Genomic DNA, 19,735 nt, shown 5'->3' on the forward strand with positions numbered 1-19,735 from the left:
AACGACTTGTCGCCGTACAGCCCTCGTGAGACACGCGCTACCCGTCGGGAGGGAACGCGTGACAGTAACTGAACCGGCCCCGCCGTCGACGTGTACGATCCGGATCGAGCGTCGAGGCGGTCGGGGTGAAGCCGGCGCACGGGCCCTCGAACGACGGCTCCGGACCGCTCCCGGCGTCCGCGACGTCGAGGTTTCGTTTCGGACGGGAAGCGTCCGGATCACCTACGACGAGAGCGCCACCTCGGAGAAAACGCTCAGACAAGCGGTCCGTGATCGTAACGTCGCGGTCCGAGCGGACGCCGAGCCAGCAACCGACGACGGGAGCTCCCGATCGGAACTCAGGCGGGAGGCAGTGTTCGTCAGCCTGACTCTCGTCGGCATGGTGACCGGCCTAGCGACGGAGTGGCTCAACGGACCGACACCGCTGTTGTGGGCCGGCTACGGCGTCGCATACGTCTTCGGCGGCTGGTACGGACTCAGGGGCGCAATCGAGACGCTCCGCCACCGCGCCGTCGACATCGACCTGTTGATGATCATCGCCGCGCTCGGTGCGCTCTCGATAGGAGCGCCGTTCGAGGGCGCGATGCTCCTCTTCCTGTTCTCGCTGTCGAACACGCTACAGCATTACGCGATCGGGCGCTCGCGGCGGGCGATCAAGTCCCTCGTCGAGATGCGACCGGACGAGGCGCAGGTACTACGCGATGGGCAGGAAGTCACCGTCCCCATCGATGAGGTCACGGTCGGCGACGTGTTCGTCGTCCGCCCCGGCGACCGAATCCCGCTCGACGGTACCGTCACGTCCGGCGAGGGGACAGTCGATCAGGCTTCGCTCACCGGCGAGTCGGTGCCCGTACCGAAGGTACGTGGCGACGAGGTGTTCGGCGGGACGATCAACGAAAGCGGGAGCCTCGAAATCGAAGTCACGCGGCAGGCCCACGAGTCGGCGATCACGCGTCTCATCGACATGGTCGAACGCGCCCAAAGCGAGAAGGCCCCGACCCAGCGCCTCATCGACCGCCTCGAACAACCGTACGTCCTCGGCGTGTTCGCGCTCACGATCGCGGCGATCGCGATTCCGCTCGCGCTCGGCGGCGAGTTCACCGGCACGTTCTACCGTGCGATGACGCTGATGGTCGCCGCCTCGCCGTGTGCGGTCATCATTTCGACGCCGGCGGCGGTCCTTTCGGCGATCGCCTCCGGCGGCAGACAGGGTGTCCTCTTCAAGGGCGGCGAACACGTCGAGGCGGCCGCGAACATCGACGCCGTCGCGTTCGACAAGACGGGGACGCTCACGCGGGGCGACACGCAGTTGACCGACGTGTTCGTCCGTGAAGGCGCGGCCGGCGGGGTCTCGACCGACGACGACCTGCTCTCGCTCGCGGCCGCGGTACAAGCCCGGTCGGAGCACCATCTCGCTCACGCGACCGTGACGGCGGCGGAAGCGCAGTCCCTGGAGGTGCCGAGCGCACAGCGGTTCCAGTCGGTCGCCGGAAAGGGGGTTCGAGCCGACGTCGGAGACGGAACCGTCCACATCGGGAATCGCAGTTACTTCGAGACCGTGCTCGGAGACGCGTCGATCGACGGTATCGAACCGGGTCTCGACCGACTCCGAACACTGGAGGCGGAGGGAAAAACGAGCGTCCTCGTCGCCCGGGCGCGCGGCGGCGACACCACGGTGTTGGGCTGGCTCGCGTTCACTGACACGGTTCGACCGGGCGCCGCCGAGATGATCGACGACCTCCGCTCGCTCGGGGTCGAGCACATCGTCATGTTGACCGGTGACAACGAGCGCGTCGCACGGCAGATCGCCGACGAGGTCGGCATCGACGAAGTACAGGCCGAACTGCTGCCGGAAGAGAAGGTAGCGACCATCGAAGCGCTGGTCAGGAGACACGAGCACGTGGCGATGGTCGGCGACGGCGTCAACGACGCGCCGGCGCTGGCCACGGCGACGCTCGGCGTTGCGATGGGTGGAGCAGGGACGGACGTCGCGCTCGAAACCGCCGACGTGGTGCTGATGGGCGACGACCTCAGCAAGATCTCGTACGTCCTCGGATTAGGGCGGAAGGCTCGTCGGACGCTCACGGTCAACCTCGCCGTCGCGTTCGGCGCTATCGCGCTCATGGTCGGCGCGATCCTCCTCAGGGGAATTCCGCTCCCGCTCGCAGTCGTCGGCCACGAGGGATCGACGGTCCTCGTCTCGCTGAACGGGCTTCGGTTGCTCGGGTACCGGAAGTGAGCTACCGGAGTCGGGCGGTCGTCTGATCGTCCCGGCTCTCGACTCGGACGAGGCCGTCCGCAGAAAGGTCCGAGAGGAGCCCCCGAAGCCACTCACGGCCGTGTTCGCCGTCGGGGGCGTAGTCCACCCGGATTCGATGGCCGAGCGCGTCGAGGGCCATCTCCTCGTGCTCGCCGAGCAGTCGGACGATCCGCCCGCGGAACTGGCGGCGACTCCCCTCGAAGCTCGGCTGCTCCGGCACGTCGGGCGCGGTGAAGTCGCCCGTCTGGTAGGCGTGACACCACTCGCGCCACGGGCACCCCGCCTCGTCGCACTTCGGGGACTTCCCGCAGGCGACGCCGCCGAGTTCCATGATCGCGTTGTTCCAGACCCGGGACTCGCCGTCCGGCATGAGCGCCGAGGCGACCCGGGCGAACGCGTCGTCGTCGTCCGGCACGTCGAACGCGCGGTGGAGGACGCGTTTCACGTTGGTGTCGACGACGGCGTCCCCGTCGTTGAACGCGAACGACGCCACCGCGTTGGCGGTGTACGGCCCCACCCCCATCAGTTCCTGTAGTTCGTCGGGCGTCCGGGGGAACGCGCCGCCGTACTCGGACTCGACCTGTCCGGCCGCCTCGTGGAGGTACTTCGCGCGGTTGTTGTACCCCAGCGAGTGGTCCGACCAGAAGGCGACCACGTCGGCCCGGTCGGCCCCCGCGAGCGCCGCGGTCGTCGGCCACTCGTCGACGAAGTCCTCCCAGGCGGACACCACCCGGTCGAGCTGCGTCTGCTGGCTCATCACCTCGCTGACGAGGATCTCGTAGGGGTCGTCGGTGCGACGCCACGGGAACGCCCGGTGGTCGGCCTCGTACCACGCCACGAGCGCCTCGCGGACCGCGTCGACGTCGTCCGGGAGCTCCGGTTCGTCGGGGGGCGACCCGCCGCCGGCGTCGCCCTCGCTGGGGGCGCCGTCGGCGTCGGCATCCGAGGAGGACCCGTCCGGCTCGGTCATGTTCGTCGGTCGGGCCGGCGACGGTTTATCGGTGCTGTTCCTCGTCGGTGCGGACCGGCGCCATGGTCCGCGGGTCGCGGTCGGGGCCGGGGTACTCGCCGCCGACCGCGTCCGGGTAGAGCTTTGCGGGGTCGAACACCGCGGCGAACGCGCGCGGCTCCCGAACGCTCACGGGCAGACGCTCGCGCAGCCCGGCGGCGGCCCCCGGCCCGGTCAGCGAGGGGTCGAGGCTCACGATCTGCATCGCGCCGCCCCGGTACGCGGACGCCAGCGCGGGATGGTCGCCCGGCGGCTGTGCGACCGGCTCCCGCCACGCCTCGGCCGCGTCGCGCCAGTCGGCCGCCAGTTCCGGGTCCGAGAGCGCCGCGATCACCGCCTCCGCGTCGTCGAGGAGCCGGTCGCTCGCGAGCAGCGTCGTCCACGCGTGCGAGCGCAGCGCGTCGAGCCCCTCGCGGGCGGCCCCGCCGACGAGGAGGTCGGCCGCGAGGGCGTCGGCGTCGGCGACCACGCGAGCCGGACTGGGGTCTGGGGGGTCGGCGGCGAGGTCGCCGGTCGGCTCGTCGTCCTCGGTCGGGTCGTCGTCATCGGTCGGTTCGTCGTCCTCGGTCGGCGCCGACCGCACCTCGTCGAGCGCGCGTCGCACGGCCGCCTCGTCGGGATCGCCGGCGCTCGCGGCCGCGCGGTCGAACAGGTCGCCGAAGGTCATGCTCGTCGGTCGTCGCCGCGGGCGTATCGTCCTTGCGGCCCGAACCACCGCGATGACGCCCGTTTTTACCGCTCCGGCCACAGGTGCTGGTATGAGCTCTCGTGACGAATCCCTGCTGGAACGGCTCAAGCGACCGGAGTACACCGGCGAGAACCGATGCGTGCCGTGTACCGTGCTCAACGTCGCCATCGCCGGGGTGTTGACGCTCGTCGCCGCCGTCCTCGGACCGATCTCGGCGCTCGCGGTGTTCACCGCCTCGATGGTGAGCATCTACTACCGCGGGTACCTGATTCCCGGAACGCCGGAGTTCACGCAGCGGTACCTCCCGGAGCCGGTGCTCGCGGCGTTCGGCAAGACGCCGGACGGCCCCCGCGACGGCTGGGAAGGCGGCGAGCCGACGGTCGTCACCGAGGAGACCGCGGTCGGCGACGACGAGGCCCCCGGTTCGACCGGCGAGTCGGAGCGTTCCGCCGCGGGCGACGATGAGGGCGCAGACGCCGGAACCGACGACGACGAGTACGAGTTCCAGACCGTCGAGCGGATCGAGAACCGCCGTGAGAACGCGGTGGACCCGGTCTCGTTCCTCCTCGACGTCGGCGTCGTCGAGGAGACGGACGGGCCGGAGCAGCTGGCGTTCGAGCCCGCGTTCGCGGACCGCGTCGCCGAGACGGTCGCAGACATCGACCGCGACGCGGTCGACCGCGAGACGCTGGCGGCCATGTTCGGCGTCGAGCCCGACGAAGTGACCTTCGAGGGGCGCTCGTACCCCGCGATCACGGTCCGGCGGCGCATCCGGAAGTGGCCCGGCGACGCCGCGTTCCTCTCCGACGTCGCCTCTCACCTCGCGCTCGCGGACCGCACCGACCGGTGGCTCGACGTGCCGTCCGCACAGCGGCTCTCCATCCTCCAGTCGCTCCGGTCGTTCCACGAGACCTGTCCGGCCTGTGGCGGCGAACTGGTGTCGACGGCCGACACCGTCGAGTCCTGCTGTCTGGCTCACGAGGTCGTCGCGATCCGGTGTGACGACTGCGGCGAACACGTCCTCGAACTGGACCCGAAGGAAGTGAGCCGCGACGCCGAATCGACCGGTATCACGCCCTGAGTCCTGGTTCTTTCTGTTCTCGTCGAGCTCGCGGGACCTATCCGATGTCGACCCGCGGATCGAGGTACCCGTACGCGAGGTCCTGGACGACGTTCCCGATCACGCCGACCCAGATGATGACCACGGTACCGCCGAGCAAGACGGGGAGGTCGCGGTTCTCGACCGCGTCCAGAAGCAGCAGGCCGAACCCCTCGATCCCGAACAGCACCTCGATCACGAACGTCGCGAGCACCAAGAGCCCGAGCGCCTCGGTGAACAGCATCGAGAAGAACGGGATCGCCGCGTTCCGGAGGACGTGAGCGGCCACGCGGCGGTCCGAGGCGCCCTTGGCCCGGACGAGCGAGACGAAGTCGGCGCTCGCGTACTCACGCGAGTGCGCCCGCGAGTAGCTGACGTACCCGCCGAGCAGCGTCGCGGCGGCGAACGCGATCGGGAGCAGGTGGTCGTACAGCAGCGGCGACGCGGCGGTCGAGTCGCCGAGCGTCCGCGAGTAGAGCAGTCCGCCGATCCAGAAGTTCGGGAGCGCGAACAGCAGGTACGCCGCGCCGATTCCGCCCGACGCGAGCCGCCCGTCGGGGTTCAACGCCGCGTACGTCCCGACCCCGACGCCGACGGCGACGGCGATCACGAGGGCCGGGAGGACGTACGTCGCGGTCCGGACGACCGCGTCGGTGACCAGCGGGAAGACGGCGTCACCGCCCAGCGACGTTCCCCACTCGAGCGTGACCATCCTGCCCAGATAGTCGGCGTACACCTCCGTGAGCGGGCGGTCCAACCCGCGAGCGGCGAAGTACTCCGCGCGGATCTCCGCGAGCACTTCGGGGTCGTTCTCCCCGGCGAACCGGGCGGCCCCGATCTGCCCTTGGAGCACCCAGTCCTGCGTGAGGGTGAACAGTCCGAACACCGCCGTGAGGACGACCCACGCGGTGGCGACCCCCATGAGCGCGCGCTTCGCGAGGATCCGGAGCGGGTTCATCCCCGCTGACCTCGTCGTCGACGGGAGGTCGGCTGGTTCGGCGCGGGGCGGCTCGTTTCGACGACCGAAATCGACCGTTTCGGAGGGCATCGGAGCGGCATGGGGCGGACCGACACGGGGAAACAACCCGTCCGAATCCACATCAAGCCACCGGACGGGTTCGAGCCATCGGACGCGTCTCCCCGGAGGCGACCGTTCTCGGGACCCTCGGGGGTCGACGCCGGCCGCCGCGGCGGGTGGTTTTAACTTGTCGTCGGCGAATGAGAACGTAGTTCCCCCGCTCTATGCGATCGGACGATTCCCCTCCCCGATTCGAAGACGTCGACTGGGACAACGTCGAACGGTCTCGCACGGTCGCGACAACCGAGCGAGCGACGCTGCTCCTCGGCGCCGCCCTCGTCGGCGGACTGTACGCGTACAACCGAACGTCGGCCGACCCGTTCCTCGTCGGCCGCTGGCAGCCGGCCGCGATCGACTGGCTGTTCGCGGCCGCCTCGGTCCTGATCGCCGCGTACGGCCTCGTCCCGCTCGCGCGACGCGTCGACTCCCCGGACTCGTGGCTCTCGCTCCTCCGGTCGCGCCCGGCCCCGACGGCGGCCGCGGCGTTCCTGCTCGCGCTGCTCGCGGTCGGGATAGTCGGACCGCTCGCCGGCGCCTCTTCCATCCGGTTTCAACACGCCTTCCATCCGCCGGTCGGGTTCGCGAGCACGGTCCCGCCACAGGAGTGTCTGGGCACCGTGACCGGCGGCCCCTTCGACAGCGTCTGTCACGGATCGTGGGAGTACCCCCTCGGTACGAACGAACGGGGACACCCGCTCGGGTTCCTCCTCGTCGAGGGCGCTCGCGTGGCGGCGTACCTCCTCGTGATCGCCGCCGCGTTCGTCGTCCCGCTCGCGGCGGCGGTCGGCGTCGTCGCCGGGTTCCGCGGCGGGCGCGTCGACGACCTGCTGTCGGCGTACGTCGACGTCCAGTTGAGTCTCCCCGCGGTGTTGCTGTACTTCGTCGGCTACACGTACTACGGGCCGTCGCTCCTGTTGTTACTCGCCACCTTCGGCCTCCTGAGCTGGGGCGGGATCGCGCGACTGGTCCGCAGCGAGGTGATCCAGCGCCGCGAGGACGGCTACGTGTTGGTCGCGCGGAGCCTCGGCGCCTCCGAGTGGGACGTGGCACGCCGCCACGTTCTCCCGAACAGCACGAACACGCTCGTTCCGGCCGCCTTCCAGCTACTGGCGCTTTTCGTCCTGATCGAGGCGGGGATCGCCTTCCTCGGATTCCACGAACTCGGCACCTACTCGTGGGGGTCGACGATAAGCGAGGCGACAAACGCCGCGGTCGCCGGCCAGCTACAGAGCCGCGCCGACGTGCCCGCCGCCGACGTCTGGTGGGTCTCGACGCTGCCGGCGCTGGCGCTGACCGCGACCCTGTTCTCGCTCAAGACGCTGGGAGACGGGATCCGCGACGCGCTCGACCCGCGGGGTGACCGCTGATGGCCCGGCACCCAGAGCCGGACGAAGGGCGGGCGAACGCCGCTTCCGACGAGCCCACCGAAGAGGACCCGCTCCTCTCGGTGCGGGACCTCCGGACGCGGATCGACACCGACGACGGTCCGCTGTTCGCGGTCGACGGCGTGAGCTTCGACGTCGACAGCGGCGAGACCGTCTGTCTCGTCGGCGAGTCCGGCAGCGGCAAGAGCGTCACCTGCGAGTCGCTCACCGGCATCGTTCCCCAACCGCCGGCGGAAATCGTCGGCGGATCGGTTGCCTTCGACGGCCGCGACCTCTCTTCGGTTCCCGACAGCGAACTTCGCGCGGTTCGGGGACGGCGGATCGGACACGTGTTCCAGAACCCGTCGCGCGCCCTCGATCCGGTGTACACCGTCGGCGAGCAGGTCGCCGAGCCGATAGCAATCCACGAGGACGTCTCGCGGGCCGACGCCCGCGAGCGCGCCGTCGACCTCCTCCGCCGCGTGGGGATCCCGCGGGCCGACCGCCGGGCCGACGACTACCCCCACGAGTTCTCCGGCGGGATGCAACAGCGCGTCGCCATCGCGACCGCGCTGGCGGCCGATCCGGACCTCGTCATCGCCGACGAGCCGACGACGGCCGTCGACGTGACGGTCCAGGCGCGGCTGCTCGACCTATTCCGCGAACTCGGCGACGGCGGAACCGGGTTACTGCTCGTCACCCACGACCTCAGAGTGGTCGCCGCCGCGGCCGACCGCGTGGTCGTGATGTACGGCGGGACGGTCGTCGAGCGCGGCCCGGTCGAGTCGGTGTTCGCCGACCCCGCGCACCCGTACACGCAGGCGCTGTTCGACAGTCACGGGACGGACCGCCGCGTCGGGGGTCCCGCGAGGGCTCGGAGCGCGGACGATCACGTCGTCCGCGGAAACAGTCCGACGGACAACGGCCGCGGAAACGCTCCGGCCGACGAGTCCGTCGCCCGTGGAAACGCTCCGGCCGACGAGCCCGTCGCCCGTGGAAACACTCCGGCCGACGAATCCGTCGCCCGCGGAAACGCTCCCGCCGACGAGTCCGTCGCCCGCGGCGACGTTCCGACTGACGGCTGTCGCTTCCGGAAGGAGTGTCCGTACGCCGTCGAGGCGTGTGCCGGCGGCGAACAGCCCTCGTTCAGGGCGGTGGCCGCCGAGGCCGACCGTCACGTCGCCTCCTGCGTCCACTACGCGCCAGACGGCGACGCGAGCGAGATCCGAGCACACGCCGCGTCGCTCGCGGCGAGCGACCGCCGGGACCGGAACGGACGGGGGAGAGACGCCGACCGCGACACCGCAGAGCGAGGTGACCGCCGATGAGCCGCCAGTCGGACCCGCTCTGTGTCGTGCGCGACCTCGAGAAGCACTACCCGATCACCCGGGGCTGGCTCCGTCGCGAGGTCGGCCGCGTCCGCGCCGTCGACGGCGTGAGCTTCGCGCTCGAACGGGGAGAGGCCCTCGGGCTGGTCGGCGAGTCCGGTAGCGGGAAGACGACGGTCGCACACACGCTGCTGGGACTGGAGACGCCGACGGGCGGCACCGTCGAGTTCGACGGAGACCTGGTCTCGGAGCTGTCCGGCGACGCCGAACGCTCGTTCCGGCGGCGCACGCAGCTCGTCGTTCAGGACCCGGACGACGCGCTCGACCCGCGGATGCGCGTCGGCGAGAGCGTCGCGGAGCCGCTCCGGGTCCACGGGATCAACCGGGTCCGCCGCGAGGCGATCGTCGCCGACGTGCTGGAGCGAGTGGGACTCGGCGAGGACGACGCCGACCGCTACCCGCACGAGTTCTCGGGCGGGGAGAAGCAGCGCATCTCGATCGCCCGCGCGCTGGTGACTAACCCCGACCTGATCGTCGCCGACGAGCCGACGAGCGCGCTCGACGCGCGGGTGCGGTCGGACATCCTCGCCCTCCTCGACCGGATCCGGCGCGAGTTCGACGTTGCGATCCTGTTCGTCAGTCACGACCTCGGCGTCGTCGAGCGGTTCTGTGACCGGGTCGCGGTGATGTACCTCGGAGAACTCGTCGAGCGGGGGAGGGCACGCGACGTGCTCTCTGACCCGGACCATCCGTACACGCGGGTGCTCCGGTCGTCGATCCCCTCGCTCGACCCGACCGACCGGCGGCTCGGACGGCCGCTGACCGACACCGTTCCGGAGCCGAGCGACCCGCCCTCCGGCTGTCGCTTCCACCCTCGGTGTCCGGCCGTGATCCCGGCGGTCGACCTCGACCTCTCTCACGAGACGTGGCGCGATGTCGCCGCGTTCCGCTTCGCGGTCCGCGCGGACGAACTGCCGCCCGAGGCCGTGGGTGACGGGCCGGGGACGACGGACGCCGACGCGGTGGCCCCGACCGACGTTCGACGGGCCGTAGGCCTCGAGGGCGAACTGGCGGACCCCGACGCCGAGCGGGCGGTCGTGGAGGCTGCCGCGTCGCTCGCGGCCGGCGACGCCGAGGCCGCCGCGGCGACGCTCGACGAGGCGTTCCCGACGCGCTGTGAGCGGGAGTCGCCGACCGCGGTCGAACGCGAGACGGGCGGCACCGTCGCGTGCCTGCGACACGATCCGACGACGGAAGCGCCGCCGGTCGCGGACGGCGGGACGGACCGCGAGAGATAGTCGCCGCGAAGCAGGCCCGACCGCGCGTCAGCGAACGATCCGGACGGTCGTCTCCGCAGAGAGCCCCTTCGCCTCGGCGTCGCCGGTGTTGATCGCGGCGCCGATGGTGTACTCGCCGGGCGTGGCGGGCTCCCACTCCGCGTCGGCCACGCGGAACATCTGGTCCCAGCGCTTGCGGAACTCCTTGCGCTCCCCGCGGTCGAACCTGAACTCTCCGGGCTCGTCCGGCGGGTCCCGCAGCGGGACGCTCGACGCCTCGACGTCGCCGTCGACGGACCACTCCCACAACAGCGGGGACTCCGTCGCCAGCGAAACCGGGATCGGGAGGCGGTTGCGCATCGTCACGGTGAACGGGATCAGGTCTCCGGCTTCGTACTCCTCGCTCGGCGTCGACACCTCGACCGAAATGAAGCGGTGCCGGAGACTCGCGGGCAGGAAGAGGTCACTCAGCGACCCCGAGGGAACCGATCGCAGCGACTGGAGCGCCGTCTCCCGATCCCGTTCGGTCGGGGCGTGCGACTCGTCGTCATCGCGATGGAGCGCGTCCGATTCGTAGATGCGACGCATTACCCTCCGTACGCGAGGGCGCCGATAAAGTGTTATGCCCGGGGAGAGCCGTCACCGAAGTCGGATCGGCCGGGCGGGCGCCGCCCGGCGAGTGACACCGCCGATCAGTCGTCCGCCCGGCCGCGGTCGGCCTCGCCGTCGGCCGGCGGGGCGTCGGCGTGGAACGCGTTCGCCTCCTCGTCGAAGCCCTCGTCGAAGCGGAGGCACGCGATCTCGTGCCCGTCTCCGACGGTGTAACCCGTCGGGTGATGTTGGGAACACGGCGAGGTGAACGCCTCTTCGAGCGCGCTCCCGGCCGCGTCGATCCGGCCCTCCTGGAGCGTGCCGATCGCCTCGGTGACGACGGACTCCGCCGCCGGGTCCGACAGCTCCTCCGGCAGGTCGAACTCCTTGCGGACCATGCGGTCGAAGACGTCTATCGACGCCTCGGCGGGATCCGATCGGTCCCCGTCGATCTCCGAGTCGAGCTCCGCGGTGACCGACTCCACCGAGTCCGCCTGCCGCGTGCGGAGCTTCATGTCCATCACCGAGCGCCAGACCTCCTGTGAGAGGTCGTACTCCTCGTCGGGGATGACCTGCGGACACCGCGTGTGGAACCGACAGCCGGACGGCGGATTAATCGGCGAGGGAACCGTCCCCGAGAGGAAGATCTGCTCGCTGTCCCACAGGGGGTCCGGCTCCGGAATCGCCGAGAGCAGTGCCTCCGAGTAGGGGTGATACGGCGGCTCGAACACGTCCCCAGTCGCGCCGACCTCGGCGACCTCGCCGAGGTACATCACCGCGATGCGGTCGGAGATGTGTTCGACGACGCTGAGGTCGTGTGCGATGAACACGTACGAGAGCCCGAACTCGTCTTGGAGGTCCTCCAAGAGGTTGAGGATCTGCGCTTGGACGCTCACGTCGAGCGCCGACACGGGCTCGTCGCAGACGATCACTTCCGGATCGACCGCGAGCGCACGGGCGATGCCGATCCGCTGGCGCTGACCGCCGGAGAACTCGTGCGGGTAGCGGTTCGCGTGGCTGGGGTTCAGCCCGACGGTCTCTAACAGCTCGTAGATCTGCTCGGTCCGCTCTTTGCCCTCCGCGATGCCGTGGATGTCCAGGGGCTCGCCGATGATGTCACCGACGGTCAGCCGCGGGTTCAGGCTGGAGAACGGGTCCTGAAAGATGTACTGGATGTCAGTGCGCAGCGACCGCAGATCCGAGCTCGACAGCTCCGTCAGGTCCTGTCCCTTGTAGTAGACGGACCCGCCGGTGGGCTCGATCAGTCGGAGCATGCTCCGACCGAGCGTCGTCTTCCCGCAGCCGGACTCCCCGACGACGCCGAGCGTCTCGCCCTCGTGGAGCGTCAGGTCGACGCCGTCGACGGCCTTCACCGGCTGCGAGCGGCCGAGCAGGGTGTCGACGAATCCGCTGCTTGACTCGTAGTACTTCTCTAACCCCTCGACGCGGAGGATGGGCTCGGACTCACTCACCGGCCCCACCCCCGGTGTACCGCTCGACGGTGTCGTTCGTCGGCCCGTCGACGTCGACGGAGTAGGTGAGCCCCTGCGAGAGCCCCTCCGTGTACTCCAGACACGCCGCGGCGTGCTCGGTGTCGAGCGTGGCCTCGGTACCGGTCTCGACGTCCGTCAGCGCCGGTTCGCTACGGGTACACGCCTCCTCCGCGAACGGACACCGCGGGTGGAAGCTACACCCCGAGGGGAGTTCGACGAGGTCCGGCATCGTGCCGGGAATCGTCTGGAGACGGTCCCGCTCGTCGCCCACACGCGGGATCGAACTCATCAGTCCGACCGTGTACGGGTGTTTCGGGTCGTAGTAGAGCTCCTCGGCCGAGGCCTTCTCGACCGCCTTGCCGGCGTACATCACCATCACGCGGTCACAGACCTCGGCGATGACGCCGAGGTCGTGCGTGATGAGCTGGACGGCCGTGTCGAACTCGTCGGCGAGCTCGCGCAGTTCGTCGAGGATCTGGGCCTCGATCGTGACGTCGAGCGCGGTCGTCGGCTCGTCGGCGACGATCAGGTCCGGGTCACACGACAGCGCCATCGCGATGATCGCCCGCTGTTGCATCCCGCCGGAGAACTCGTGCGGATAGTCCGAAAAGCGCGTCTCCGCCTCCGGGATCCCGACGCGGTCGAGCAGCTGGATCGTCCGCTCGCGCGCCTCCTCGGAGGAGTAGTCCAGATGGTGTTCGATCGCTTCGGATATCTGCCCTCCCACGGTGTACACCGGGTTGAGGGCGGTCTGTGCGTCCTGGAAGATCATCGCGATCTCGTTGCCCCGGATCGAGCGGATCTCCGATTCGGACATCTCGAGGAGGTCCTCGCCTTTGAAGAGGATCTCCCCGCTCTCGATCTGACCGGGGCTCTCGATGAGCCGGAGCACAGAGAGCGCGGTGACGCTCTTTCCGGCTCCGCTCTCGCCGACGACTCCGAATTTCTCGCCGCTCTCGATACGGTACGAGAGGTTGTCGACGGCGGTGACGACGCCTTCCTGCGTGTAGAATCTAACCGTCAGATCGTTGATTTCGAGAAGTGCCATTACTCTTCACCTCCGCGACCGACGCCGGTCTGCTGGGCGTCGAGCGCGTCGTTGATCCCGTCGCCGATCATGTTCATCGCCATCACGAAGATGAAGATGGCGGCGCCGGGGTACACCGTCGCCCACCAGGGGATCCGTCCGCCGGGACCCTGGATGAGCGTCTCGCGAGTCGCGTCGAGCATCGTTCCCCACTCGGCCGTGCTCGGCGCCAGACCGAGCCCGAGGAACCCGAGCGCCGCGACGCCGATCACGACGCTACCGATGTTGAGCGAGGCCAACACGACGAGCGGCGGCATCGCGTTCGGCGCGATGTGTCTGAACACGACCGATCGGTCGCGCGCGCCGAGCGCCTTCGCCGCCAACACGTACTCGTTCTCCTTGATCTGTAGCACCTCACCGCGGACGAGCCGGCCGTAGCCGGCCCAGCCGAACAGGCTGAACGCCAGCACGAGCTGCCAGTAGCCGCCGCCGAGGATGGCGACGATGATGAGCGCCAACACGAGACCGGGGAACGCGTAGATCGTGTCGACGATCCGCATCATCAGTTCGTCGACGTTACCCCCGTAGTAGCCGGAGACGGCGCCGTAGATGAGGCCGAACGAGGCCGTCAGTCCGACCACGATGAACCCGATCGAAATGCTGTACCGGCCGCCGACGAGCATGCGGGAGAACAGGTCCCGGCCCGAGCCGTCGATCCCCATCGGGTAGTCCCACGACGGCGGGCCGTAGACGTCCACGCTCGGGTCCTGGAGATAGAGGATCGTCGTCGGGTCGTACGGCGCCAGCGAGAACGGCTGGACGACGACCCCGGCGACTTCGATGGGACGCGCGAAGAACGCGGCGAGCGCCATCAGGACGACGATCACCAGCGCCCCCATCGCCGATCGGTTCCGGGTGAACCGACGGAGACCGCGCCGCCACCGCCCGACGGTCTCGCCGCCCGTGTCGTCGGTCCAGTTGGAGAGCGGTTCGCGTTCCGTGACGCGCTCGGAGTCGAACCCGGAGACCCGGATGCGACCGCGATCGCTGTGATGTTGTCGTTCGTCAGTCATATCGAATCCGTGGGTCGAGCGCCGCGTACACGATGTCCGCGACGAAGTTCGCGAGGATCACGAAGAAGCCGGTGAACAACGTGATCGCCATCACCACGTTGATCTCGCGTGCGTTGATCGCGTTAATGAACTCACGGCCGAGTCCCGGCCAGTTGAAGACGACCTCGACGACGACCGAGCCCGCGACGATGGACGCGGTGAGCGTCGCCGCCAAGGTGACGACCGAGATGAGCGAGTTCCGCAGTACGTGTTTCAAGATCACGGTCCGCTCCGGTAGCCCCTTCGCGCGGGCCGCGGTCACGTACTCTTTGTTCAGCTCTTCGGTCATCGAGGTCCGCATGACGCGCATGATGCTCGCGGCAGATGCGGTCCCGATCGTGATGCCCGGCAAGATCAGGTACCAGAGCATACTCGGGTGGTACAGCGGGACGCCCGAGGGGGCCAACACCGGGAACAGTCCGAGGTACAGGGAGAATATCAGGATCAGCATCAGCCCGAGCCAGAAGTTCGGGATCGAAATCCCCGAGAGCGCGAGGAAGCGGCTGATCGTGTCGCCGATCTGGTCTTTGTTGACCGCGGCGTAGATACCGGCCGGGATCGCGATGATCAGCGCGAACGCCCAGCCGAACAGACCGAGTGCGATGGTTTCGGGAAGTCGCCGCCAGACGATGTCCGAGACTGCGCGACCGGTCCGCAGCTCCTGCCCGAAGTCGCCGACGAGGACGTTGGTGATCCAGTCGTAGTACTGGACCCAGACGGGGCCGTCGAGGCCCCAGCGCGCCCGGAGTGCCGCCTTCTCGGCGGCTGTGACGTCCGGGTTCAAGGCGACCAGCCGCGTGACCGGGTCACCGGGCGTGAGGTGGAACAGCCCGAAAGTGATCACCGAGACCCCGAACATAATCGGGATTATCGACAGTGCGCGTTTCACTATGAAACGTTGGAGGCTCATCGTCGCTGAGGTACCGTGATAGTCATCAGTTGTGAGTAGTGGTGTGTGCGTGTGGGAACGAAACCCGGTCCGGAGGGACCGTTACTGCTCGGCGGCGACTTCTTCGAGCAGCTCGACGGCGCGTTCGGGGTCGTACTCGTTGGTCGGCTTCACTTCGCTCAGGAGTTCCTCGTAGTCCGCCGTTCCCGAACCGCGGGCGAGCTGCGGGATGTCGGTGAACGCCGGGCTCCCGAAGCCGCTCAGGACGTTCTCGACGATGCGTTCCCGCGGGACCAAGTGGTTGATCGCTTGGCGGACGCGCTTGTCGTCGAACGGCTCGATGTTGACCGGGTACTGGATGTACGTGTACCCGCCGGCCTCGACGGAGTCCAGCAGGAAGTCCTCGGACTCGTCGAAGTCTGCGAGCGTCCCCGAGTTGAGACCGTAGGTCATGTCGATTTCGCCGTTCTGGAGCGCGGCGGAGCGCGTGGAGTTGTCCGAGACGATCTGGAGCTCGAACGCGTCGATGACGGGACCGTCGGGGAACTCCGAGGGACCGTCGAACCAGCTGAACGCCTCGCTGACGCCGACGTTCTCGAGCCAGTAGTTACCGAACTTGTTGACCTCGTAGTACTGCTCGTCTTCGAACTCGGTGAACTCGTACGGGCCCGTCCCGACGGGCTGGTTGCCCTCGCGGGGGTCGAGGCTGCCCTTGTCGACGTCGGATATCTGGTTCTCGTTGAGAATCAACAGACTGGGCAGGAGGCGCTCGGCCTCCGCGTCGGCGATCTGCGCGTAGATGTCGACCGTGTACTCGTCGACTTCGACGACGGCGAGGACGGAGTCGAACGTCTGCGGGGCGACCACGGAGTTCTCGGCGTACTCGTAGGTCGCGACGACGTCCGACGCCGTGAGCTCGTCGCCGTTGTGGAACTCGACGCCCTCACGCAGGTTGTACCGGTACTGCATCCCGTAGGTGCCGTCCTGCGCCGCCTCGACGGCGTCGTCGGGGAGCAGCACGCGGACCTCGTCGTCCTCGGCCGGGTTGTCCTCGGGGTGCTGGATGATGACCTGCTCTTCGGTGTCGACGGCGCCCTCCTCGGTGGTGCCGGCCGTGCTCATGTAGTCGGCGTACGCGGTCACGTCCACGTCGGTCGCGTCGAGCAGCTCGTAGCTCTCGGCGAGCCACGGGTAGACGTTCCCCTCCTCGTCGCTCGTGGTGAGGCCCTCGAAGATGAAGTTCTGCGCGATCGTCGAGGTCGTGTCGCTGCTGTGCGGCGGGTCGAACGACTCGGGGTTCGCGGAGAGGGCGCCGGCGAGCGTACCCCCTTCGACGAGGTCACCGAGCTCGCTGTCGCCGGCCGCAGTGTTCTCGCGGTCGATCCACATGACCTGCTCGTCCTGCGGGGCGTACATCGCGTAGCTGAACGTCCCCTCGGTGAACGGGAAGATGGAGTAGCCGTGGATGTCGGTGCTGGTCACCGCGCTGTTGAGCCCGAAGTGCGTGATGGAGCTGTATCGCTCCTCGGCGAGGTAGTTCCAGACCTCGTCGTAGCGCTCGCCGCGGAGCTCGGAGTCGCCGGCGACCTCCGGCCCGTACCGCGCGGCGTCGATCATCTCGTCGAGCTCGGGGTCGTCGATCCCGTTGAGGTTACAACAGGCGCCCTGGTTCTCGGAGTAGTGGAGCGCGTTACAGAAGCTCCCCGGATTGAACGTGCCGGACAGGCCGATACACGGAACGTAGCCGTTGTTCTGATACTCGGGGTCGAGGACGCGGCCGACGTACGTGTTCCACTCGAACGTCTCGATGGAGGTGTTGAAGTACTCCGTCTGGCTCATCGACTCGGCGATGAGTTCGAGGAGCTGGACGCGGTCGTCGTTGCCCGCGTTCGTCTCCAGCCGGACGTCGAGCGGGAAGAGGCCGTCGGAGCCGTCTCCGCCGTCTCCGCCGTCGCCGCCGTCGCCGCCATCTCCGCCGTCTCCGCCGTTACCGCTACACCCCGCGAGACCGGCGCTTCCTGCCGCGCCGATCGTCACGAGAACGTTCCGGCGATTGAGCTGACTGCCTGCGTCGGATGGTTCGTGCCTGCTTGGCATACTAGACATCCAACAACCAAACACTATAATAACTTACGAAACCCCCGGTCGTCAAGTCCGTATCAGATTTTCAAACGTTTGTCTGGGAAGAACGGTTCTTTTCATCCTTATAGCGTATGTCACCGGCGCACGGGCAAATGTTACCACACAAACTATCATGAATCCACACAAACGGCGTGAGCGATTCTACGCCGCGAGCCGTCGCACCGTTCGTTTTATTCATGGAGCGTGATGCTGTATCCGTGTCCGATCTCTCCCCCGTCAACCCGACCGTCGCGGTCCCCCAGATCTCCGTCGACGATCTCCACGTTCGATCGAACGTCGAGCGCCTCCGGAGGAGGGCTGCCGAGCTGCCGGCCGCGGTGGACCTCGCGGTCTTCCCCGAGTACGCGCTCACGGGCTTCGCGCCGGATGACAGAATCCGCGACGCCGCGCTATCGCGCGACGAAGCGCGGGATTACCTCGACGAGATCGCGGACGTAGCGAGCGCCGCGGTGGTCGCCGGCTACGCCGAGCGCGACGGCGACGCGGTGTACAACGCGAGCGCGTACGTTCCGCCGCCGAACCACGCACCTCACGACGGCGTTTCGACCGACGGCGTCGGCGGAGGCGCGACCGACGCGCGGACCCCCGACGCGAACGGCCCGAACACCGGTTTCTCCGTCTACCGCAAGCGACACCTGTGGGACGCGGAGGGTGAGCTGCTGACGCCCGGCAGCGACCGCGTCGTCGTCGAGGCGCCCGTCGGCTCGGCCGGACTCCTGACCTGCTACGACCTCAACTTCGTCGCGGAGAGCGCGTGGTTCGCCGACCGCGCCGTCGACGCCCTCGTCGTGGTCGGGGCGTGGCCCGCCGACCACGCCGCGAACTGGCGGCTCCTGTGCCGCGCTCGCGCGCTCGACGGCGTCAGGTGGGTCGTCGGCGCCGGCCGCACCGGGACCGCGGGCGGCGAGCGCGCGGCCGACGAGGCGACGTACGCCGGCGGATCCCTCGTCGCACGACCGGACGGCGCGGTCGCGACCGAACTCGACCGGGAGGCGACGACCCTGACCGCGACGCTCGACCGCGACACGCTGGCCGCACAGCGCGACCTCGTCGGGGTCGTCGACGAATAGCAGAAAATAATTTTGCTAATGTGAAAGAGTAGTTTTCTCAGTGGGAAGCATTAAGTAGGTCGCGCGCGTATGTACAATTGAAATGAGTACCCAGAAGCAGGCCCGTCAGCGATACGGCGACGTCCACGAGAGCGAAGCGCTCCGCGTCCCCGAGGAGAAGGCGGAACAGCTCGTCGACGCGCTCAACAGCGACCTCGCGGCGACGTACGTCCTCTACCACCAGGTCAAGAAGCACCACTGGCTCGTCGAGGGCGCCGAGTTCCTCGGCATCCACGAGTACCTCGGCGAGGTCGCCGGTGACCTCGAAGAGGGGGCGGACGTGCTCGCGGAGCGAGCGCAGGCGCTCGGCGGCGTGCCGCTCTCCGGCGGCGCGAACTACGAGGAACACGCCCCCGTGACTCCCGAGGACGCCGACGCCTACGACATCCGGACGTCGCTGGAACACGACCTCGAGATGTTCGGCGACATCACAGAGCAGCTCCGCGAGCACATCCAGCTCGCGAACAACCTCGGCGACTACAACACCGAAGAGCAGCTCCGCGACATCCTCGAAGACGTCGAGGAACACGGCCACCACCTCGAGCACTACCTCGAGGACGACACGCTCGTCACGAGCGAGACGCTCGAGTAAGCCGACCGCGACGGACCGCTTTCGGGACGCCCAGCGTCCGAGTCCGACTTCTTTCGAACCGCACCCGCACAGCGATCGCTCTCCGGCGTCCGCTTCCCCTAGCCTCAGATCAGTCGAGCGACGGTGCCCGCTCTCCGGCCGGAATCGCGATTTCCAGCCAGTTCTCCTCGGGCGGCAGCGGACAGGAGAACGTCTCGCTGTACGCGCAGAAGGGGTTGTACGCGAGGTTGAAGTCGACGGTGACCTCGTCGCCGTCGCCGAGATCTCGGTCGGGCGCCAGCTCCATGTACCGGCCCTGACGGTACGACTGCTGGCCGGTCGTCTTGTCGCGGAAGGGGACGAACAGCGCGCCGTCGTCGCCCTCCTGTCGGTACCCCGCGAGCGCGTGTTCCTCGCCGCCGATCTCGAACGCGAAGGTGACGGCCCGGAGGTACCGCACCGGGTTGCTCGCGGTCGTCTCCATCTCGACCGGGTCGGGCTCGTCGTGGACGGTGACGGTCGCGTCGACGCGGTAGTCCGGGTTCGGCGGGAAGTAGTCGAGCCCCTCGAACGCGTCGCGCTGCTCCGGCGGGATCGGCGACTGCTGGTGTTCGGCGAAGAACTCGTCCTTCTCTCGGCGGTTCGCGCGGAGCCGCTCGGCGTAGTCGTCGGTCATGGGCCACTCGACGGCCGCCGGC

Annotated in this window: 17 protein-coding genes; 7 read left to right on the forward strand and 10 right to left on the reverse strand. The window is 68.7% G+C overall.

What is annotated here, in order from left to right; genetic code table 11:
* The first annotated feature begins 58 nt into the window (after nucleotides 1-58).
* A complete protein-coding gene (locus ACZ5KW_RS06940; protein ID WP_343779922.1) occupies nucleotides 59-2,239 on the forward strand; it encodes a heavy metal translocating P-type ATPase in 2,181 nt (726 codons plus the stop codon).
* Between the two features lies 1 nt (nucleotide 2,240).
* Here ACZ5KW_RS06940 and ACZ5KW_RS06945 read toward each other — a convergent pair whose 3' ends face one another.
* Together ACZ5KW_RS06945 and ACZ5KW_RS06950 are read right to left on the reverse strand one after the other, a co-directional pair.
* Entirely contained in the window at nucleotides 2,241-3,230 is a 990-nt protein-coding gene (locus ACZ5KW_RS06945; protein WP_343779924.1) for an A/G-specific adenine glycosylase, read from the reverse strand.
* A 25-nt stretch (nucleotides 3,231-3,255) separates the two neighbouring features.
* Entirely contained in the window at nucleotides 3,256-3,936 is a 681-nt protein-coding gene (locus ACZ5KW_RS06950) for a DUF7384 family protein (protein WP_343779927.1), read from the reverse strand.
* Nucleotides 3,937-4,027: 91 nt separating this feature from the next.
* On the opposite strand from ACZ5KW_RS06950, the gene ACZ5KW_RS06955 reads away from it, so the two are divergent.
* A complete protein-coding gene (locus ACZ5KW_RS06955) occupies nucleotides 4,028-5,038 on the forward strand; it encodes a DUF8054 domain-containing protein (RefSeq protein WP_343779930.1) in 1,011 nt (336 codons plus the stop codon).
* 37 nt (nucleotides 5,039-5,075) lie between these two features.
* On the opposite strand, the gene ACZ5KW_RS06960 is transcribed toward ACZ5KW_RS06955, so the two are convergent.
* Nucleotides 5,076-6,014: an ABC transporter permease gene (locus tag ACZ5KW_RS06960; protein ID WP_464388585.1), complete on the reverse strand. Its 939-nt coding sequence runs from the start codon at nucleotides 6,012-6,014 to the stop codon at nucleotides 5,076-5,078.
* 284 nt (nucleotides 6,015-6,298) lie between these two features.
* Between ACZ5KW_RS06960 and ACZ5KW_RS06965 the strand changes: the two genes are divergently transcribed.
* Genes ACZ5KW_RS06965 through ACZ5KW_RS06975 form a run of 3 tightly spaced genes read left to right on the forward strand, consistent with a single transcriptional unit; the run spans nucleotide 6,299 to nucleotide 10,124 of the window.
* Entirely contained in the window at nucleotides 6,299-7,501 is a 1,203-nt protein-coding gene (locus ACZ5KW_RS06965) for an ABC transporter permease (RefSeq protein ID WP_343779934.1), read from the forward strand.
* Nucleotides 7,501-8,826 (forward strand): ABC transporter ATP-binding protein, encoded by a 1,326-nt coding sequence (locus ACZ5KW_RS06970; RefSeq protein ID WP_343779937.1) that lies wholly within the window; start codon nucleotides 7,501-7,503, stop codon nucleotides 8,824-8,826. The genes ACZ5KW_RS06965 and ACZ5KW_RS06970 overlap by 1 nt, the downstream gene beginning before the upstream one ends.
* Nucleotides 8,823-10,124: an oligopeptide/dipeptide ABC transporter ATP-binding protein gene (locus tag ACZ5KW_RS06975; RefSeq protein WP_343779940.1), complete on the forward strand. Its 1,302-nt coding sequence runs from the start codon at nucleotides 8,823-8,825 to the stop codon at nucleotides 10,122-10,124. The genes ACZ5KW_RS06970 and ACZ5KW_RS06975 overlap by 4 nt, the downstream gene beginning before the upstream one ends.
* 27 nt (nucleotides 10,125-10,151) lie before the next feature.
* On the opposite strand, the gene ACZ5KW_RS06980 is transcribed toward ACZ5KW_RS06975, so the two are convergent.
* The 6 genes from ACZ5KW_RS06980 to ACZ5KW_RS07005 form a co-directional block, all read right to left on the reverse strand.
* A complete protein-coding gene (locus ACZ5KW_RS06980) occupies nucleotides 10,152-10,691 on the reverse strand; it encodes a hypothetical protein (RefSeq protein ID WP_343779943.1) in 540 nt (179 codons plus the stop codon).
* 104 nt (nucleotides 10,692-10,795) lie between these two features.
* Nucleotides 10,796-12,166 carry an ABC transporter ATP-binding protein gene (locus ACZ5KW_RS06985; protein WP_371152498.1) on the reverse strand — a complete coding sequence of 457 codons (1,371 nt, stop codon included), beginning with the start codon at nucleotides 12,164-12,166 and terminating at the stop codon, nucleotides 10,796-10,798.
* Nucleotides 12,159-13,235 carry an ABC transporter ATP-binding protein gene (locus ACZ5KW_RS06990; protein ID WP_343779947.1) on the reverse strand — a complete coding sequence of 359 codons (1,077 nt, stop codon included), beginning with the start codon at nucleotides 13,233-13,235 and terminating at the stop codon, nucleotides 12,159-12,161. The genes ACZ5KW_RS06985 and ACZ5KW_RS06990 overlap by 8 nt, the downstream gene beginning before the upstream one ends.
* The gene (locus ACZ5KW_RS06995) at nucleotides 13,235-14,287 is read right to left on the reverse strand and encodes an ABC transporter permease (protein WP_343779949.1); all 1,053 of its coding nucleotides are present in this window, start codon (nucleotides 14,285-14,287) and stop codon (nucleotides 13,235-13,237) included. Before ACZ5KW_RS06995 ends, ACZ5KW_RS06990 begins: the two co-directional genes overlap by 1 nt.
* The gene (locus ACZ5KW_RS07000; RefSeq protein WP_343779950.1) at nucleotides 14,280-15,236 is read right to left on the reverse strand and encodes an ABC transporter permease; all 957 of its coding nucleotides are present in this window, start codon (nucleotides 15,234-15,236) and stop codon (nucleotides 14,280-14,282) included. The genes ACZ5KW_RS06995 and ACZ5KW_RS07000 overlap by 8 nt, the downstream gene beginning before the upstream one ends.
* Nucleotides 15,237-15,317: 81 nt before the next feature.
* The gene (locus ACZ5KW_RS07005; RefSeq protein WP_343779951.1) at nucleotides 15,318-17,312 is read right to left on the reverse strand and encodes an ABC transporter substrate-binding protein; all 1,995 of its coding nucleotides are present in this window, start codon (nucleotides 17,310-17,312) and stop codon (nucleotides 15,318-15,320) included.
* A 242-nt stretch (nucleotides 17,313-17,554) separates the two neighbouring features.
* Between ACZ5KW_RS07005 and ACZ5KW_RS07010 the strand changes: the two genes are divergently transcribed.
* Both ACZ5KW_RS07010 and dpsA read left to right on the forward strand, forming a co-directional pair.
* The gene (locus tag ACZ5KW_RS07010; protein ID WP_343779952.1) at nucleotides 17,555-18,427 is read left to right on the forward strand and encodes a carbon-nitrogen hydrolase family protein; all 873 of its coding nucleotides are present in this window, start codon (nucleotides 17,555-17,557) and stop codon (nucleotides 18,425-18,427) included.
* An 82-nt stretch (nucleotides 18,428-18,509) separates the two neighbouring features.
* Complete coding sequence (gene dpsA / locus ACZ5KW_RS07015; RefSeq protein WP_343779953.1) at nucleotides 18,510-19,058, forward strand: DNA starvation/stationary phase protection protein DpsA; 549 nt, start codon at nucleotides 18,510-18,512, stop codon at nucleotides 19,056-19,058.
* Between the two features lie 109 nt (nucleotides 19,059-19,167).
* Here the strand turns inward: dpsA and ACZ5KW_RS07020 are convergent, their stop codons facing one another.
* Complete coding sequence (locus ACZ5KW_RS07020; protein WP_343779954.1) at nucleotides 19,168-19,713, reverse strand: DUF1684 domain-containing protein; 546 nt, start codon at nucleotides 19,711-19,713, stop codon at nucleotides 19,168-19,170.
* Nucleotides 19,714-19,735: the final 22 nt, after the last annotated feature.

This window comes from Halorubrum ejinorense, from assembly GCF_055389685.1.

What these genes read in the sequence shown, in the direction of transcription:
- ACZ5KW_RS06995 (WP_343779949.1), bottom strand. Translation starts at nt 14,287, where the DNA reads ATGACTGACGAACGACAACATCACAGCGATCGCGGTCGCATCCGGGTC.
- ACZ5KW_RS06945 (WP_343779924.1), bottom strand. Translation starts at nt 3,230, where the DNA reads ATGACCGAGCCGGACGGGTCCTCCTCGGATGCCGACGCCGACGGCGCC.
- ACZ5KW_RS07005 (WP_343779951.1), bottom strand. Translation starts at nt 17,312, where the DNA reads ATGCCAAGCAGGCACGAACCATCCGACGCAGGCAGTCAGCTCAATCGC.
- ACZ5KW_RS06980 (WP_343779943.1), bottom strand. Translation starts at nt 10,691, where the DNA reads ATGCGTCGCATCTACGAATCGGACGCGCTCCATCGCGATGACGACGAG.
- ACZ5KW_RS06960 (WP_464388585.1), bottom strand. Translation starts at nt 6,014, where the DNA reads ATGAACCCGCTCCGGATCCTCGCGAAGCGCGCGCTCATGGGGGTCGCC.
- ACZ5KW_RS06950 (WP_343779927.1), bottom strand. Translation starts at nt 3,936, where the DNA reads ATGACCTTCGGCGACCTGTTCGACCGCGCGGCCGCGAGCGCCGGCGAT.
- ACZ5KW_RS06965 (WP_343779934.1), top strand. Translation starts at nt 6,299, where the DNA reads ATGCGATCGGACGATTCCCCTCCCCGATTCGAAGACGTCGACTGGGAC.
- ACZ5KW_RS07000 (WP_343779950.1), bottom strand. Translation starts at nt 15,236, where the DNA reads ATGAGCCTCCAACGTTTCATAGTGAAACGCGCACTGTCGATAATCCCG.
- ACZ5KW_RS06975 (WP_343779940.1), top strand. Translation starts at nt 8,823, where the DNA reads ATGAGCCGCCAGTCGGACCCGCTCTGTGTCGTGCGCGACCTCGAGAAG.
- dpsA (WP_343779953.1), top strand. Translation starts at nt 18,510, where the DNA reads ATGAGTACCCAGAAGCAGGCCCGTCAGCGATACGGCGACGTCCACGAG.
- ACZ5KW_RS06990 (WP_343779947.1), bottom strand. Translation starts at nt 13,235, where the DNA reads ATGGCACTTCTCGAAATCAACGATCTGACGGTTAGATTCTACACGCAG.
- ACZ5KW_RS07020 (WP_343779954.1), bottom strand. Translation starts at nt 19,713, where the DNA reads ATGACCGACGACTACGCCGAGCGGCTCCGCGCGAACCGCCGAGAGAAG.
- ACZ5KW_RS06955 (WP_343779930.1), top strand. Translation starts at nt 4,028, where the DNA reads ATGAGCTCTCGTGACGAATCCCTGCTGGAACGGCTCAAGCGACCGGAG.
- ACZ5KW_RS06970 (WP_343779937.1), top strand. Translation starts at nt 7,501, where the DNA reads ATGGCCCGGCACCCAGAGCCGGACGAAGGGCGGGCGAACGCCGCTTCC.